At 48.4% G+C, this 16,678-nt stretch carries 15 protein-coding genes; 8 read left to right on the forward strand and 7 right to left on the reverse strand.

The genetic code is table 11. From position 1 onward, the window contains the following. The first annotated feature begins 36 nt into the window (after nt 1–36). Nucleotides 37–396 carry a DUF1801 domain-containing protein gene (locus PV783_RS19945; protein ID WP_235016057.1) on the forward strand — a complete coding sequence of 120 codons (360 nt, stop codon included), beginning with the start codon at nt 37–39 and terminating at the stop codon, nt 394–396. Between the two features lie 7 nt (nt 397–403). On the opposite strand, the gene PV783_RS19950 is transcribed toward PV783_RS19945, so the two are convergent. The 4 genes from PV783_RS19950 to PV783_RS19965 form a co-directional block, all read right to left on the reverse strand. After that, nucleotides 404–1,507: a glycosyltransferase family 2 protein gene (locus tag PV783_RS19950; RefSeq protein WP_420989314.1), complete on the reverse strand. Its 1,104-nt coding sequence runs from the start codon at nt 1,505–1,507 to the stop codon at nt 404–406. A gap of 345 nt (nt 1,508–1,852) precedes the next feature. After that, complete coding sequence (locus PV783_RS19955; protein WP_420989315.1) at nt 1,853–3,040, reverse strand: M20 metallopeptidase family protein; 1,188 nt, start codon at nt 3,038–3,040, stop codon at nt 1,853–1,855. A 151-nt stretch (nt 3,041–3,191) separates the two neighbouring features. Beyond that, on the reverse strand, nt 3,192–4,517 hold the full coding sequence (locus PV783_RS19960; RefSeq protein WP_420989316.1) for a sugar MFS transporter: 1,326 nt from the start codon (nt 4,515–4,517) through the stop codon (nt 3,192–3,194). Nucleotides 4,518–4,545: 28 nt separating this feature from the next. Next, nucleotides 4,546–5,823 carry a putative oxidoreductase C-terminal domain-containing protein gene (locus PV783_RS19965; protein ID WP_420989317.1) on the reverse strand — a complete coding sequence of 426 codons (1,278 nt, stop codon included), beginning with the start codon at nt 5,821–5,823 and terminating at the stop codon, nt 4,546–4,548. Between the two features lie 164 nt (nt 5,824–5,987). On the opposite strand from PV783_RS19965, the gene PV783_RS19970 reads away from it, so the two are divergent. From PV783_RS19970 to PV783_RS20000, 7 genes are all read left to right on the forward strand, one after another. After that, nucleotides 5,988–6,515 carry a DinB family protein gene (locus PV783_RS19970; RefSeq protein ID WP_420989318.1) on the forward strand — a complete coding sequence of 176 codons (528 nt, stop codon included), beginning with the start codon at nt 5,988–5,990 and terminating at the stop codon, nt 6,513–6,515. A gap of 19 nt (nt 6,516–6,534) precedes the next feature. Next, nucleotides 6,535–7,002 carry a hypothetical protein gene (locus PV783_RS19975; protein ID WP_079473031.1) on the forward strand — a complete coding sequence of 156 codons (468 nt, stop codon included), beginning with the start codon at nt 6,535–6,537 and terminating at the stop codon, nt 7,000–7,002. A 156-nt stretch (nt 7,003–7,158) separates the two neighbouring features. After that, on the forward strand, nt 7,159–7,710 hold the full coding sequence (locus PV783_RS19980) for a gluconate 2-dehydrogenase subunit 3 family protein (RefSeq protein WP_420989319.1): 552 nt from the start codon (nt 7,159–7,161) through the stop codon (nt 7,708–7,710). A gap of 11 nt (nt 7,711–7,721) precedes the next feature. Further along, complete coding sequence (locus PV783_RS19985) at nt 7,722–9,431, forward strand: GMC oxidoreductase (RefSeq protein WP_079473029.1); 1,710 nt, start codon at nt 7,722–7,724, stop codon at nt 9,429–9,431. Nucleotides 9,432–9,563: 132 nt separating this feature from the next. Next, on the forward strand, nt 9,564–10,736 hold the full coding sequence (locus PV783_RS19990; RefSeq protein ID WP_420989320.1) for a hypothetical protein: 1,173 nt from the start codon (nt 9,564–9,566) through the stop codon (nt 10,734–10,736). Nucleotides 10,737–10,808: 72 nt separating this feature from the next. Then, nucleotides 10,809–11,486: a DUF2625 domain-containing protein gene (locus tag PV783_RS19995; protein WP_420989321.1), complete on the forward strand. Its 678-nt coding sequence runs from the start codon at nt 10,809–10,811 to the stop codon at nt 11,484–11,486. 110 nt (nt 11,487–11,596) lie between these two features. Next, nucleotides 11,597–12,409 carry an enoyl-ACP reductase FabI gene (locus PV783_RS20000; RefSeq protein ID WP_079473027.1) on the forward strand — a complete coding sequence of 271 codons (813 nt, stop codon included), beginning with the start codon at nt 11,597–11,599 and terminating at the stop codon, nt 12,407–12,409. A 63-nt stretch (nt 12,410–12,472) separates the two neighbouring features. Here the strand turns inward: PV783_RS20000 and PV783_RS20005 are convergent, their stop codons facing one another. Genes PV783_RS20005 through PV783_RS20015 form a run of 3 tightly spaced genes read right to left on the reverse strand, consistent with a single transcriptional unit; the run spans nt 12,473 to nt 16,668 of the window. Continuing rightward, nucleotides 12,473–14,095, reverse strand: a complete 1,623-nt coding sequence (locus tag PV783_RS20005) for a sodium:solute symporter (protein WP_420989322.1) — start codon at nt 14,093–14,095, stop codon at nt 12,473–12,475. Beyond that, nucleotides 14,092–15,333: an enolase C-terminal domain-like protein gene (locus PV783_RS20010; RefSeq protein ID WP_420989323.1), complete on the reverse strand. Its 1,242-nt coding sequence runs from the start codon at nt 15,331–15,333 to the stop codon at nt 14,092–14,094. Before PV783_RS20010 ends, PV783_RS20005 begins: the two co-directional genes overlap by 4 nt. Before the next feature lie 9 nt (nt 15,334–15,342). Further along, nucleotides 15,343–16,668, reverse strand: coding sequence for an alpha-L-fucosidase (locus PV783_RS20015; protein WP_420989324.1), 1,326 nt, complete (start codon nt 16,666–16,668; stop codon nt 15,343–15,345). Between the last annotated feature and the right edge of the window lie 10 nt (nt 16,669–16,678).

The following is a 16,678-nucleotide window of genomic DNA, read 5'->3' on the forward strand; positions in this document are numbered from 1 at the left end:
TTCTGCTGTTAGCAATTGCCTATTTTCAGGCATATTATGATCCGCGATATCGACATTTGGTTTGAATCCCAGCCGGAGCCGGCCAAAGGCTGCCTGCTGGCGCTGCGCACCTATCTGCTGCAATACAATCCCCATATTACAGAAGCCTGGAAATACCGCATGCCCTTCTATTGCTACAATGGTAAAATGTGCTGCTACCTATGGGTTCAAAAAGAAAACAAACATCCCTATCTTGGTATTGTGGAAGGCAAAAATATCCGCCATCCCCTGCTGCAACAGGATAAACGCGCCCGCATGAAGATCCTTCCCCTCGATCCTTCAGAAGATTTGCCAATGGAAGTGATCAATGATATTCTCAGCAAAATGGTTCGCTGGTACGAACAATCAGGTAAGTAGGAATTTATTATTTTATAAAGATCAATAACGATAGTAATATAAGATAGATGACCAGCTTCGTGATCCGCCACCGGTTGGTGCGGAAGTGACGGGGCCGCGTAAAATCAACATTGATCCGCTTCATAAAATACGCCGGTTTACCCTGTCCTATCATGGTTTTAAACATACCCCACTCTGTACTGCACCGCAGCAACGTCATGTAATACGCTACTTTCAATTCACGATATCCCATGCCGGCAGCCCTTACGTAGTTAATACCCATGTCAATTAAAGGAATAGCCGCTAAAAAGATCAGCCATTTCTGCCAGCTGAGAAATATAAAGAACAAAGGTGCACAAAGCAATGCCAGCACCCATCCTTCTATGGGATTAGGAAACGCATACCAGGTAAATTTTTTAAACCGCGGCAGCAACAACGCCATCCCTGCACCATAACGGGTAAAGCGATCGAAATGCGGTTGCGCATGGTTCCACCACGGATGCGTAACACGTGCTTCCTTAACACACATAAATTGCGTACCATGCAACATACTTACCCTGGCCCCAAGATCAATGTCCTCTCCCCCGCCAATAGCCGACAACAGCGGGGAAAACCGCAAATCCTGCAATGCGCTCCGCTTAAACATAATGTTAGCCGTTACCCCCCACATGAATTGCTCCTTTCTTTTCGCGATAGTAAAAATACTGGTGAGGCCCGCTGCATCCAGCGCCCGCGTAAACGCATTTACCGGTGCAGGAAAATCTGTTAATCCAATAAAACCAATCGCAGTTGCTTTCTCTTTAGTCGCTTTTACATATTGTAACAACAAGTCGCTGTCCGCCACAATATCATCATCCAGGAATAGAATCCAGCTTCCGTTTCCCGCCTCAATGCCCCTGTTACGGGTTTCACCCGGACCTTTGTTTTCGGAATTTATAAAAAGATGAATTACGCCTTCCTTCGCCAGCCGCTGCAATTCCGCTCCGGGCTTTACCCCCGGATTATCCGCAATAATGTAATAGTTAAATTGCCATCCACCTGGTTTCGGCAAATGAATCAGGGGAAGCAAATATTGCTCATCCAACCGGAAAGTAGGAATGATAATATCGATAGAATCAGGAACCGCTAACATAGGGCGCGAAGATAAATAACATTTTATTTGCTTTCATAATGCAAATGAAATATATATTTGAAGCTAAACATATTGTTAACAGCTGCTTATAACGGTGAGGGATAAACGAAATTAACTGAAAGAAACAGCACGCAGCATACCAGACATAAAAAAAAGGGGTGGCAAGACTACCTCCCCTTTAATATTTTAACCATATCCTATGAAAAACCTGATACAAAGATATACTCATGGCCGTTAGTTGCCCACCTTATTTTGTGAACGCATAATTATTGCCCGTGAATGCAATGAATCTGCCGTTGTTAACCGGCGGTTAACAAAATAATAAGTGTGGCCTCAACGCTTTCATTAGTTACCTAAAGTCTTCAGTGCGAGATAAGACATCAGCCCGGCGCCGGTTTCCAGCGCTTTTTCGTCGGCGTCAAAAGTGGCGGTATGCAAACCGGATACAATGCCCCTGTTTTCATTGCGTATACCCAACCTGTAAAAACAGGCATCCGCCACCTGTGAATAAGAAGCAAAATCTTCTGCCGCCATCCAGATGTCCAGGTCAGCTACCTGTTCTTCACCCAGGTAGTCAACGGCATATGCCTTGCTGGCAGCCGTCAGTTTATCTTCGTTTATCAGTACAGGATATCCTCTTTCTATTTTAATATCGCAGGACCCTTCCATACTTTCTGCTATGGAGATGGCCATCTTTTTAATCTTCTCATGTGCCGCATTACGCCAGGTTTCGTCCAGCGACCGGAACGTACCCTCCAGCTTCACTTCATCCGGGATCACGTTACTGGCCCCGTTGGCATGCATCTTACCAAAAGTCAATACTGATGGCAGCAACGGGTTGGCACGGCGGCTCACAATCTGTTGCAGTGCTATAACCATATGACAGGCAATCACTACCGGGTCAATGCCCAGGTGCGGCATCGCTCCATGACCGCCCTTCCCTTTCACCGTAATGGAAATTTCATCGTTGCTGGCCATATAGCGCCCGGAACGGAACCCTACCTTGCCCACCGGCAACTCCGGCATCACATGCTGCCCCAGGATATGGTGCGGCCGTGGATTTTCCAATACCCCTGCCTTAATCATCAAACTGGCCCCGCCGGGGATCACCTCTTCCGCCGGCTGGAAAATAAACTTCACCGTACCGGAAAACTCCTCCTTCATCCGGCTGAGGATCCCCGCCACGCCCAGCAAGGACGATGTATGCACATCATGCCCGCAGGCGTGCATCACCCCCTCATTCTGCGAACGGTAGGGCACTTCATTCAACTCAATAATGGGCAGGGCGTCTATATCCGCCCGCAGCGCCACCACCTTGTCCGATGGGGCGGCCTCCCCCTGCAATAAAGCAACAATCCCGGTATCAGCCATCCTTTCAAACGGAATATCCAGCGCACGCAGCTTCTCTTCTATAAAAAGCGCCGTCTGGTATTCCCGGTAGGAAAGTTCTGGATTCGTATGCAGGTGGCGACGGTTGGCCGTTGCCTCCTCCAGCAGTCCGCTGGCTAATTGCCGGATTCTTTCTTTAAGCATGTAGCAGAAGTTTTTTATTGCGCTCCTGTTCCAGGAACGTTTTTACTAAATCGTCATCAGTCAGGTGCGGATACGCCTCCTTATAATCCTCAAGTATACAATTTTTTATCCGGCCAAACACCTGCCACCCTAATAAACGACCGCCCTATGCCTACGACCTGCGCCAGCTTCTCAGTTTATACCCGTAAAATGCGTAGAACGCCAGGTACAGGTAACACGGAAACAATACCCAGTAAGCCAACCGTACATTGTACATATCCGCCACCAGTCCGTATATCACCGGCAACATCGCATTACCGCATAACCCCATAATCATCACAGACGCTCCCAGTTTGGTGAACCGCCCCAGTCCGTCCAGCGCCAGCGGCCAGATGCCCGCCCACACCAGCGAATTGGCAAAACCCAGCATCACCACAAACCAGATAGAGATATCCGTTACATGCCCCAGCAGCCTCACTTCGCCATGCATATATACAATTGCCAGCGTAAACACCGCGCCCAGTATGGTACATACCCTCAAGGCATTAGCCTGACTGATCACACGCGGTATCAGCGATATCCCCAGCAGGTAGCCGCAAATGGTAACGAATAACGTATAGGAAGGAAATGTTTTTGCCTCCAGCAAAGGGATGTGCATGGATCCCGCATAACCAATAATAGTGTCAATGGCCACTACCTGCGTACCCACATGTAAAAATATCGCAAGCGCCCCCAGGATCAGGTGAGGAAACTGGAAAATGCTCGTTTTACCCGCATTGGCACTAGCGACGGCTGCATCTTCATGCTCTGTGTCAATTTCAGGCAAAGGAGAAAAACGCACCATGCAACCCAATGCAAACAATACCACCGATACCACCGCATAGGGCGCTATCACCCTTCTGATCAGCGCATCCAGCACGGCGTTGCGGGCATCCCCCGTCATATGGGCAAGCTCCTTAAACAGGTCGCCATCGGTAGCCTTCAGTATCACGGCAGCAAAGATCAGCGGCGCCACTATACCCGCCCCCTTGTTGCAGATCCCCATAATACTGATACGCGCAGCCGCACTCTCTTTAGGGCCCAGGATAGTGATATAGGGATTGGCCGCTGTTTGCAGCACGGCCAGCCCAAGACCAATAATAAACAACCCCGCAAGAAATATCTCATAAGTGCGTGTATACGCCGCTGGTATAAATATCAGCGCTCCCAGCGACATCACCCAGAAACCTATCATCATCCCCTTCTTAAAGCCCGCTACCTTCAACAGGTATGAAGCCGGCACCGACATAAAGAAGTAGGAGATGTAAAAGGCAAAGGCCACCAGGTACGACTGGAAATTGCTTAGTTCGCAGGCAATCTTGAAATACGGTATCAGGATGGCGTTCACCCATGTCACAAAACCAAATACGAAGAACAGTAAACCCACAATGAGTATGGATATTACGGTGTCCCGCCTGCTGAGTGATCCCGCTGTTACAGTAGCTGTCTGTTGTTTCATTCGGTTGATTTTAATTGCCCTGATATCATTACGCTAAACGCTTTGCTATCAACAGCGCCTGTGTGGTGGTATAATATTTTGCCAGCATACCCGGTACTTCCCAGGCCGGCATCTGACCGGATTGCACGTATACCAGGAATTGTTGCATCACTTTTGCAAACAACCGCTCATGCCCTTTTACCAGTGCCTCCGGTATCACCACTTCCCAGCCTCTCTCACATTCCTTTAACGCAATGCCGGGATACTTTTGCTCCAGTGTCAGGAAGGCCGCTTTCATTTGCACCGTATCTGCCGGCAACGGCTGAATATATAACACCGGTTGGTACTGTTGCTCTTCATCCTGTAGTATTATCAGTTCCGCTTTGCTGCCGCGCAGCAGCGAATAATGAGTATCACCGGTACCAGCAGGCGCTTCGTAATTCCATTGCACAGAAACACGCGCATGTACGCCACGGATGATATAATCAAAAGCCCCGTTGGCATATACTTTCAACTGACCATCCGCGTCAGTCAATGCTTTCAGGGCAGGCGTAAACTGCAGCTCCCCGGTGATGGCGCTGTACTGCGGCAGGCTCATTGCGGTGGGCCAGGTAGTAGCCGTATCTATATGAATATCTTTCTTATAATCCAGCACCTGTTCAGGAAAACAGGTCCATTGTACCAGGTCAACAAGATGCGTGGTTACATCTGTGATCCCTTCGCCCTGCTGCGTTACATCCATATACCAGGATGGACGGATCAATGTTTTGCCTGCTACCGTCTTCTTAAAATGATGCACACTTTTCTTAATCACTGCAGGGTTCTGCCTGGTGCCTTTCTGTAACGTACCAAACAATCCCGGTAACTGCGACAGCTCCCTTTGCAGCAGGTTATGGATTTCATAACGCTCCGTCATGATATCATATAACTGTACTTTATTGACAGCAGCCATTGCAAAGGAAGATTGTAACGAGTCAAAACCAGCAGCATCAATCGCCATAGGCTTATCGGCCAGCACATGCATACCAGCCCTCACAGCGCTGGCAATATAGGTGGGTTTCAAACGGTTATTACCCGCCAGCACTACAATATTCCCCGGATCACACAACAGCATCTTTTGCAGATAGTCGTTACCGGTATATACATTTGTGCTCCAGCGTACTACCGGGCTGCCCTGTTCATTAAAAGCAGCTACCCGCTGCAGGTATTGTTTTACTTCCGGTCCGTCCGGTGCATATACCCGGATTACGGGATCTATCCCCGGGTACAGTTGTTGCTGCACCAGCGAAGCGTGGAAATGACCAGGATCAAGCACAATCAGCTGCATAGGCTTCTGCATTTTAGATGGATGCCGATAAAGATAAAGTTTTGCCTCATCCGTTTATTTTTTTTCATTGAGAACGTTACCGGTTAAATTTTTCGTCGTTTGAGATCACAAAGTCATTATATTTGATCCGCAACCAAATAGCTAAACTCCAAAACATACCCGCTATGAGAATTATTTTCGTACTCCCGTTCCTGTTAATTTCTTTTTTCAGCTACAGCCAAACGGCTAGCATTAAATCCATACTGCTGGACCAGTTACGTACTACCCACGATAAGGCCCATGCACAATGGTTTGTAACAGTGAACACCGCTATAGAAGGACTTACCTCTGAAGAGGCCAACTGGAAAGACAGCTCCGGTAACCACTCCATTGCGCAACTGGTGAACCACCTCATTTTCTGGGACCTGGGACTGCTGGAGAAATTCAACGGGAAAGCAAAGCCGGCTGCTAATATCAATAACGACGATACCTTTTCTCCCGCCACAAAGGAGCAATGGGAGGCTTCCGTTAAACGGATCGACAGCGTGCTCACTGCCTGGGAAACTGCTATTGAACAAGCCGATGAAAAAAAGCTCGCATCACAATACAGCACTATTGCCAATATCAACACACATAACGCCTATCATATTGGCCAGATCCTTTATATCCGTAAATTGCGGGGCAACTGGAATCCTGAAAAAGGAGTGAAATAAAAATCAGTAACCTGTATTTATGAAGATAAATCCGAATAGAAAGGGTCTCGTGATCGGGGCCCTGTTTACCGCCATCTCACTGATGCTGGTAGCCACCGTAATAGCACCGGCCCTCGCCGTACTCCCCGGCTATCCGGTTGAAAAGATGATGGCCCTCATGGTAAGTGGCGCATCTGATCATCACCTTCAATTACTCACCATCCTGGTACTGGCGGTCATCTTTCTTTTAATATTAATACCCGCTTTAATACTCATCCGCTCATCCACCCCTCCCAACGAATCCATCGTCAGTGGAAAAATCATCCTCCTGATGGTACTTCTGTACATGGTGGTTCATCCCCTGGTTTTCTATATCTTTTCCTATGCGAAAGACTGGAACCGGAAAGACGCGCAATACCTGATGGCCGCTTTGGTGACCGTTCCGTTCAGCAGCTTTGCCTTTGTGATCGTTGGCGCTGTAATCGACGCCGTAAAAAAAAGGGGCTAGCTGTACCAGCCACCACAAAAACCTTGTAAATACTCCCAGATTCCTTTATATTTAATCCTTATTTCCAGCCGGAGCGCCGGGAAATAAGGATTCGCAGCGTATAAGATTTGAAATAATGCAGACCAATTCCCGTTTTACTACAATAAATTCCGATCAATGGAAGTGACAAGAAGAGCTGCGCTCAAGCAGCTGCTGTATGTGTCAGCCGGCATGGCCATATTGCCTGCCTGTTTGCAACACACCAGCAGAACATCATTAACATTAAAGAACATCCAGGTAGATGGCGACCAGGAGAAAATGCTGGCCGAACTCGTGGAAACGATCATCCCCGCTACTACCACGCCAGGCGCTAAGGAGCTGTCCGCCCACTTATTTACCCTCATTATGATGGACGATTGCTATAAAAAAGAAGACCAGCAACGCTGGCTCAGCGGCATGAAATCATTTGAACAGGCATCTAAAAAACTAAGCGGACATACCTTCCTGGACAGCACTCCCGCACAACGGGAAGCCCTGCTCAAAACCCTTGAAGCCGTAAAAGACGACAAGGACGACGTTTCTTTTTTCTACCGCGCTACCAAACGCCTTACCATCAAGGCATATACCAATTCCAAATATTTTCTTACCAAAGTAAATATCTACGAACTGGTACCTGCCAGATACCACGGTTGCGTACCGCTGAAACCCATTACCCGGAAGCTTGCCTAACTACTAATTGTATGAGTAAAGATAATACCAGCCTGCAAAACCGTACGTTTGATGCCATTGTTATTGGTTCCGGCATCAGCGGCGGATGGGCAGCAAAAGAATTCACAGAAAAAGGTTTAAAAACACTGGTGCTGGAAAGAGGCCGTGATGTTAAACACATAAAAGACTACCCCACTACCAGCCAGTTCCCGTGGGAATTTCCCCACCGTGGCCAGATACCGGAAGCCATTAAGGCTGCCAACCCGGTGATCAGCCGCTGCTACGCCTATAAAGAAGATGCCATGCACTTCTTCGTGAAAGATACCGATCATCCTTATGGTCAGCCCAAACCGTTCGACTGGATCAGGGGATACCAGGTAGGCGGGAAATCACTGATGTGGGCCAGGCAAACACAACGCTGGAGCGACTTCGACTTTGAAGGACCCGCCCGCGACGGCTTCGCCACCGATTGGCCTATCCGTTACAAAGACATTGCCCCCTGGTACAGCCACGTGGAAAAATTTGTAGGCATCTCCGGAAACAAAGATGGCCTGCCAAACCTCCCCGATGGAGAATTTCTGCCACCACTGGAACTCTCCTGTGTAGAAAATTATTTTAAGGATTTTGTAAAAGATAATTATAAAGACAGACAGGTGATCTACGCCCGTTGCGCCCACTTAACGCAGCCAAAGCAGATCCACCTGGACCAGGGCAGAGGACAATGCCAGAAGAGAGATCTTTGCCACCGCGGATGTCCGTTTGGCGGCTACTTCAGCAGCAACTCCTCCACTATTCCCTGGGCAGAAAAAACCGGTAATCTTACACTCCGCCCGTTTTCCGTAGTGCATTCCATCATCTTTGATGAACAAAAAGGAAAAGCCACCGGCGTGCGTGTAGTGGATACCAACACCAAAGAAATGATGGAGTATTACGCAAAAGTAATTTTCGTAAACGCCGCTGCCATAAACACCAACGCCGTACTGCTCAACTCCACCTCCCACCGCTTCCCCAATGGCCTCGGCAACGATAGCGGTGTGCTGGGAAAATACTTTGCCTTTCATAGTTACCGCGGACGTATCAGCGGACAATACGAAGGATTCAAAGACTCTACCACCGATGGCCGTACCCCTACCAGCGCGTACCTTCCCCGCTTCCGTAATGTACACAAACAGGAAACAGATTTCCTCCGTGGATATGCAGCAGGGTTCTCCTCCGACAGAGGCTCGCATACCAACACCGACGGATTTGGCAAAACGCTGAAAGACCAGCTCTTCAACAGCGAAACAGGACCCTGGTATGTAGGCTCACACATGATGGGTGAAACTATTCCGAAAGAAATCAGCACCGTTACATTGGATACTCAGAAGAAAGACGAATGGGGCATTCCGCAAATCAATATCAACGTAGACTACGACGACAATGATGAAAAGATGCTGAAGGATTTCTTTGAGCAGATGACCGACATGTTTACCAAAGCCGGTTTCACCAATATACATACCAGCGACTCCAAACAGGCGCCCGGACTGGATATCCACGAAATGGGCGGCGTACGTATGGGCAACGATCCTAAAACATCTATGCTGAATAAATGGAACCAGATGCACGCATGCAATAACGTATTTGTAACAGATGGCGCCTGCATGACTTCTACTTCCACACAGAACCCGTCGCTCACCTACATGGCGCTGACCGCGAGGGCGGTGGACTATGCCGTGCAGCAACTGAAGAAGGGGGAGATATAACCAGGTTCAATATTTTTCTTAAAGACCGGCTGCAACATTGCAACCGGTTTTTTTATGCCCTGATCAAATTAAAATGTTATTTTGATAATAAAATAAACCCTGTATTTTTGTTTTTGTTTAAAACCTATATGTATGAAATTCATCCAGTTACCCGGCCTCCTATTGGCCTGTTTATTAACCCTCTGTTGCTTTCCATCACAGGCTCAGGTACGTGGCACCTTTGTCGTAAATGGCGATATCGACAAATATTATCCGGTTATATTTACGGACTCCGCATGGAACTATCATGAAGCCTCGGAACTTCAGATAGGTCGCTCCAGCGTACATCAGGACGGTGCAAATAGTTGGAGAGGCAGTATTATCGCCACGTTCAGGTATCATACAACCAACTGGGGCAATGGTTCCCAGTTTATTGAGGCTGATATCCGGCAATATATTAACCCCGCGTTGCCCTTCAATAAATTTGTAGCAGGTTGGAAAGATGCAACTTTTGGAAATGCCTCAAAGATTATCATTATATGGTTAAGGGGGAGTACCAGCTATAATTATAGCTCCCGTTACAACGACAACGTCGCCGTATATGATGGTACTGCCGGAAGGCCGCTCCCATACATCGAGCCCAATGGCCCTTCCCATACTTTCAAAACTTCCATCGACAGCTATGTAAATACCAATGGGAACACCTACACAGGTAGTACTTATTTTCTCGGCGGGATTAATTATTTTTCCGGGAATATTGGTATTGGCACCCCTGCTCCTACCGCAAAACTTGAAATCGCCAACGCCGCTGCGTGGACTGCAAACGGCTGGGGGAAAGCGATCAAACTAAAAGCCGCCCAATCCATTGAACTGGAAGCAGGCATCCGTAAATTTGGAATTGGCGCCACCAGTGACACACTACTTTGCTTCTTTTCTACCGACACAGATACTACAGCGTTGCCTGTGAGATATAACTTTGTAATGACCAACAGCGGTAACATCGGCATCGGCACACTAACACCTAACAATTACAAACTCGCCGTAGAAGGTACCCTGGGCGCCAGGCGCATAAAAGTAACCCAACAAGGCAACTGGGCCGACTTTGTTTTCCACCCGGAATATAAATTACCTTCTTTACAGGAAGTGGAAAACTTCATCGCAAAAAACGGTCACCTTCCGGAAATCCCAACAACAGCAGAGGTAAAAGAAAATGGTGTTGACGTTGGTGAAATGAATAAACTCCTGTTGCAAAAAGTAGAGGAGCTGACCTTATACCTTATCCAACAACAAAAAGAAATCGACGAATTGAAACGTAAGATAAAGTAACCAGCCTACCGGTTGTTTAAAACGCGGATGAACACCTCTTGTTCACCCGCGTTTTTTATTTAATTTGCACAGATGAAACCTGTTAATGAACTGATTAATACAAAAGAACCAGGCTGGGACCTGGTAAAGGAATGGATTAAAGATGGTAGCAACCACATAGAAATTCTTCCGAAAGATAGTGCCCGTGCAGAGCAGGCTTTATATGAAACCCAGGTAACCACCCGCTCCCCCATGGGCGCCATCATCTATGAAACCGGCGGACTGCTGGTAGACCATGGCTGGATCCGGGTACTCGGTTCGGGCCACGAAAAGCTGGACCGTACACTGCCTGCCTGGAATAACGGAAAATCGTATATGCATTCCGGTGAGCAACCCGGCTTTTTATTAATAGCGGACGATGTGGTAGGCGGCTTCTTCGCCATCAATGCCGGCAGCATCGCGGCGCAGGAAGGAATTGGCAGCATATTTTACTTTGCACCTGATACACTGGAATGGGAAAATATGGAGATCAGCTACAGCGATTTTATTTCCTTTTGCTGCTCCGGCGACATTGAAGGATTCTATGAAGCTTTCCGCTGGAAAGGCTGGCGCGAAGAAGTAGCTGCATTAAACGGCAACCAGGCATTCAGCTTCGTACCATTCTTATTTACAAAGGAAGGAAAAGACCTGGATAACATCAGTAAAAAAGCCGTACCGGTAGAAGAACTCTGGTTTTTGCAAATGGATCTGCAGAAACAATTCGGGCATTAAAATACCGCCGCCGGATAAAATGTTAAAATTTCCGCACCCGCTCCCTACGGAGGAATAATTAGGCTACATTTAATCCCTGTAGCAATTAATCCTTACACTAAAACTTCGTCATGTCTCACAATTTATTAAAGGGAAAGAAGGGAATTATTTTTGGTGCGCTGGATGAAAGATCCATTGCATGGAAAACAGCACTACGCTGCGTGGCAGAAGGTGCGGAAATCGTTTTAACCAATGCTCCTGTTGCCATCCGGATGGGTGAAATAAACGGACTGGCACAGCAATGCAACGCACCGGTTATCCCTGCCGATGTTACCAACATGGAGGACCTCGATAACCTTTTCATCAAAACAAAAGAACACTTTGGCGGCGGCGTGGACTTTATCCTCCACTCCATTGGCATGAGTGTAAATATGCGTAAAGGCAACGACTATACGAATCTCAACTACGACTACATGCATAAGTCGGTAGATATATCCGCCATGAGCTTTCACCGGGTATTGCAAACGGCTATTAAACACGATGCCATCAATGAATGGGGTTCTGTAGTGGCGCTCACATTTATTGCCGCGCACCTCGCCTTTCCCAACTACAACGAAATGGCCGATATCAAAGCGATGCTGGAAAGTATTACCCGCAGTTTCGGTTATCAGTATGGTATCAAAAAACATGTGCGCATCAACACCATTTCACAGTCGCCTACCATCACTACCGCCGGACAAGGCATTGCAGGTTTTGATGGCTTTGTAGCCTTCTCTGAAAAGATGTCGCCGCTCGGAAATGCTACTGCCGACCAGTGCGCGGAGTTTACCGTTTCCCTGTTCTCTGACTACACGCGGATGGTTACCATGCAGAACATCTTCCACGACGGGGGCTTCTCCAGTACCGGTGTTACAGAAGCCATTATTCAGCAGATGTCTAAATAAAATAATTATAAAAAGATAAGCCTCTCCGGTAACCGGAGAGGCTTATCTTTTTATAAACGGCTTCTACCGGAAAAGCCAGTACAGCACTGCCATCATCAGCAGTAACACAGCAGACAATACTTTATAATTGGCCAGTCCCGGCCAGCCTTTTACCCGCAATGGCGCTAACGGACTTTCCCAGTAAAGACGGCTGCTTTCAGCGGTATGCTGCACCGGGAATACAAATGACAACACCACTTGCAACAACGCACAAACCACAAACAAATAGAAAGCCACCATCAGCGGTGGTATGTTAATCGGATATAGTTTTCCGGTAAGATATACCCCCGCACCCAGCGCGGATCCTATCCACAAAGTATATTGCGCCGAAAGGGAAGATGCCTTTTTCCAGAACACACCTAACAGGAACACGCAGGTGATGGGCGGTGCAATATGTGATATAACGTCGTTAATGCCGTTAAAAAGACTCTCATACCTGTTTAGCAATGGTAGTAGCCCAATGGATAAGATAAGCGCTAAACCGGCCGCAATACGGCCCGTTTTCACCAGTTGCCGGTCTGTTGCCTGCGGGCGGTTCCGTTTATACAGATCGTAGCTCACCAGCGTGGCAATAGAGTTCAGCGCGCCGGAGATCTGGCTCATCAGGCCCGACAACAACGCCGCTACCAGCACACCTACCAGCCCGGTAGGCACCAGCCGCGTAATCATTACGGAATAAATGCCCTTCGTATGCAGCTGCCCATCAGCCTGCCGCAATACTTCCAGGTCCAGGTGTCCTTGCTTGAATAACACATACGCCAGTAGTCCCGGGAGAATGAAAATAAAAACAGGCAACACTTTTATAAAACCACAGAACAGCGCGCCGGTACGCGCATGATTTTCGTCCTTTGCTCCCAATACCCGCTGCACAATAGTCTGATCCGCACACCAATACCAGATACCAATAACAGGATAACCCAGGAACACCGCATACCAGGGCAACCCATTCGGATCGCCCGCCGGATGCAACATCGACAGCTTATCCATCTGATGGCCCTCCTGCAGCACCTGCACCACCGGCTGCCAGCCACCTACCTTCCACCACGACAGCACCGTGATGATCACCGCGCCGGCCAGCAACACTACCGTTTGTACGGACTCTGTTACCACCACGGCCCGGAGCCCGCCTACAATAGTGTATGCGCCCGTTACCAATGCAATGAGGATAATACTGGTAAACATGTTTATGCCAAACAACGTTTCCAGCACAATGCCGCCCGCCAGGAAAGAAAACGCAATATGGATCACAATTGCCGATACTACGGAAACAATCGCCAGCCAGTCGCGGCACGCCCTGTTGTAACGCCGCTCCAGAAAATCCGGCAGCGTGGCCACTCCCGAACGGATATAAAACGGAATAAAGAAGAGTGCCAGCAATATCAATGTAAAGGCGGCCATCCACTCAAAGTTACCTGCCAGCAAGCCGGTATCAAAGCCGCTCTGGGCAAGACTAACCAGGTGCAAACAAGAAATATTGGTGGCAAACAATGCCATGCCTATCATGGGCCAGCGCAACGATTTACCGGCCAGGAAATATTCTCCTGCTGCGGAATCATTCTTCTTGCCGGATAATCCCGCCCAGAAGCCCAGCCCCACAATAAAGGCCACATAGCAAATGCTGATGATAATATCGGTAGTAGCTATCATCCCGGGAAAGTATTAAGAGACAGCAGATCGCAACTGCTGCCCGGTGTTTCAGGCGTCTTGTAAAAGCCGTCTGTAATGAGTGCAGGATGAACGAAGTGCTTACGCAGGTGCGGTATATGCTCCAGGAATAAGGCTTCATGTCCCATACCAATGTGATTGAACAACACCAGATGCTGATGCAGCTGTCCCATATCACCTACGTGCGGTACCACCGGCACACCAAACTTTTTACATAACAGGCTTACCGTAATAAATTCGCTGACGCCTCCTACCCTTACCGCATCTACCTGTATAAACCCGGCGCTGCCTGTTTGCAGGTAATTCTTGAAAATCACTTTATTGGGTACATGTTCTCCCAAAGCCAGCTTCACGGGGTTCAGCGCATCCGCCAGTGTTTTGTGCGCGAGGATATCGTCCGGGTGCGTGGGCTCCTCTATCCAGTAAGGATGAATAGCTGCAAGTCTTTTTCCAATAGCAATTGCCTGCGGCAGATTCCATTGCTGATTGGCATCTACCATTACTTTGATCTCATCGCCAACGGTATTTCTTACAATATGCGCTCTTCGTATATCCGTGTCCGGGTCTTTTGCACCTACCTTTAATTTCAGCGCGCGAAAGCCGTTATCCAATGCGCGTTTACAATTAGCTTCCAGCTGGTCATCGGAATAATTAAACCAGCCGGCGGAAGTATCGTAGGCGGGGTACCCCGTGCGCAGCACACCTTCGCGCGAAGTTCTGGAGGTCTGCATTTCCGTTAACATACGGACCGCTTCTTCACGGGGCAGTACTTCTTCAAGGTACGAGAGGTCCAATGTATTCACTACCTGTTCGGGTGTGAGGTCCAGCAGCAATTTCCATAAAGGCACCTGCTGTTGTTTGGCCCACAGGTCGTAGCAGGCATTGGTTACGGCCGCGAGGGCCAGGTGCACCACTCCTTTGTGAGGGCCCAGCCATCGGAACTGCTGCTCATCGGAACGTTGTTTAAACCAATCGCCGAAGGAAGCCATCACTTCGGTAAGTTCTTTTCCTACCAGCTTTTCGCCGTAGAACCGCGCAGCAGCGCATACCAGTTCATTGCCTGCTCCCAGGGTGAAAGCCAGGCCGGTACCGCAATTACCTTTGTCGTCGTACAAACAGGCTACCGTGTACGAATATACGGGGTTCTGATGTATGGCATCGCTACCGGCGCCACCTGTTAAAGGGAACCGGGCATCTTTTACAACTATCTTACTGATCATTTTATGTTATCATTTTATAGGAGCAACACTAAGCGCCGGCTTATCCGTTTCCAATACCACTACGGTGTCATTGGCATCGGGCAATACAGCGGGCAATGTTATCGTGAACCGATCGGCGGCTGTAGTCAGCTTCACTGCAGCGCCTTTCAGGAGATATGCTTTATTAACTTTTACGCCCGGCATAGCAGGCAGTTCAATAGTTGGCTGCGACTGATCAAAAACGTGCACGTATACTTTGTTGCCGCTCCGCGTAGCAGCATACTTGCTGTTAGGGTTGTAAGGACCGCCATGCGTATTATAAATAGCGGCGCCGTACTTACGAAGCCAGTCGCCCATCTCTTTCAAACGGGCTACCTGTGCGGGTTCTATGGCTCCATCGGAGCGGGGGCCTACATTAAATAACAGGTTGCCGTTACCACCGGCCACTTTCGCCAGTGTTTGAATACAGGTTTGCAGCGATTTCATTTTATCATCCGGCTTCCATGCCCACTGTTCGCAGATGGTCATGCAGGTTTCCCAGGGCGTATTCATGTCCAGGTCGCCGATACGTTGTTCCGGCGTATCAAAATCGCCCAGGAAGGTAGACGTACCCGAAGCGCCGGTGCCGGAAAACGCTTTACCAAGACGGTTATTAATGATAAGATCTTTCTTCAGCGTTTTGAGATAAGTGTACACGTCCACCGCCATTTCCGGTGTCCACGGCTTTTCCCAGGGACCGTCAAACCACAGCATATAAGGATCATAGCCGGTTACCAGTTCTTTCAGCTGGTTCTTCATATACACCACATACTGGTCCATGCGTGCATCTTTTCGTATACCCTTTGCCGTTGTATCATCCGGATTATCAATAGGGTATTCCGGATGGTGCCAGTCGAGCACCGAGTAATAGATACAGAACTTAATGTGATACTTCTTACATGCCTTTGCCAGCAGGCCCACCACATCTTTCTTAAAGGGAGTGGCAGTAATATTATAATCAGTATAGGCAGATGGCCATAAACAAAATCCGTCATGATGCTTGGCAGTGATGGTCAGGTATTTCATACCGGCATCGCTGGCTGTTTTCACCCATTCCTCTGCATTAAATTTCACCGGGTTAAACTGGCGGTACAGGGTGTCATATTCTGCAGCCGGCACCTTGCTGTGGCGCGACCAGCCTATTTCCGTACCTCTCAGGGAAACAGGCCCCCAGTGGATAAACAGGCCAAAGCGCAGGTCCATAAACTGGTCCATCACTTTTTTACTGGTCAGTATTTTCGGATCCAGTTGTGCATTGGTCTGGGCTTTGCCCTGGAGTGCCAGCAACAACAAACAGAAAGCAGCTAATTTTTTCATTGTTCACTTT

This window comes from Chitinophaga sp. CC14, from assembly GCF_048957795.1.
Classification (GTDB): domain Bacteria; phylum Bacteroidota; class Bacteroidia; order Chitinophagales; family Chitinophagaceae; genus Chitinophaga; species Chitinophaga ginsengisegetis.

Coding starts and splice junctions, on each gene's coding strand:
- PV783_RS20005 (WP_420989322.1), bottom strand. CDS start 14,095: ATGATAGCTACTACCGATATTATCATCAGCATTTGCTATGTGGCCTTT.
- PV783_RS19990 (WP_420989320.1), top strand. CDS start 9,564: ATGAAATTCATCCAGTTACCCGGCCTCCTATTGGCCTGTTTATTAACC.
- PV783_RS19945 (WP_235016057.1), top strand. CDS start 37: ATGATCCGCGATATCGACATTTGGTTTGAATCCCAGCCGGAGCCGGCC.
- PV783_RS20010 (WP_420989323.1), bottom strand. CDS start 15,333: ATGATCAGTAAGATAGTTGTAAAAGATGCCCGGTTCCCTTTAACAGGT.
- PV783_RS19960 (WP_420989316.1), bottom strand. CDS start 4,517: ATGAAACAACAGACAGCTACTGTAACAGCGGGATCACTCAGCAGGCGG.
- PV783_RS19970 (WP_420989318.1), top strand. CDS start 5,988: ATGAGAATTATTTTCGTACTCCCGTTCCTGTTAATTTCTTTTTTCAGC.
- PV783_RS20000 (WP_079473027.1), top strand. CDS start 11,597: ATGTCTCACAATTTATTAAAGGGAAAGAAGGGAATTATTTTTGGTGCG.
- PV783_RS19965 (WP_420989317.1), bottom strand. CDS start 5,823: ATGCAGCTGATTGTGCTTGATCCTGGTCATTTCCACGCTTCGCTGGTG.
- PV783_RS19995 (WP_420989321.1), top strand. CDS start 10,809: ATGAAACCTGTTAATGAACTGATTAATACAAAAGAACCAGGCTGGGAC.
- PV783_RS19955 (WP_420989315.1), bottom strand. CDS start 3,040: ATGCTTAAAGAAAGAATCCGGCAATTAGCCAGCGGACTGCTGGAGGAG.
- PV783_RS19985 (WP_079473029.1), top strand. CDS start 7,722: ATGAGTAAAGATAATACCAGCCTGCAAAACCGTACGTTTGATGCCATT.
- PV783_RS19980 (WP_420989319.1), top strand. CDS start 7,159: ATGGAAGTGACAAGAAGAGCTGCGCTCAAGCAGCTGCTGTATGTGTCA.
- PV783_RS20015 (WP_420989324.1), bottom strand. CDS start 16,668: ATGAAAAAATTAGCTGCTTTCTGTTTGTTGTTGCTGGCACTCCAGGGC.
- PV783_RS19950 (WP_420989314.1), bottom strand. CDS start 1,507: ATGTTAGCGGTTCCTGATTCTATCGATATTATCATTCCTACTTTCCGG.
- PV783_RS19975 (WP_079473031.1), top strand. CDS start 6,535: ATGAAGATAAATCCGAATAGAAAGGGTCTCGTGATCGGGGCCCTGTTT.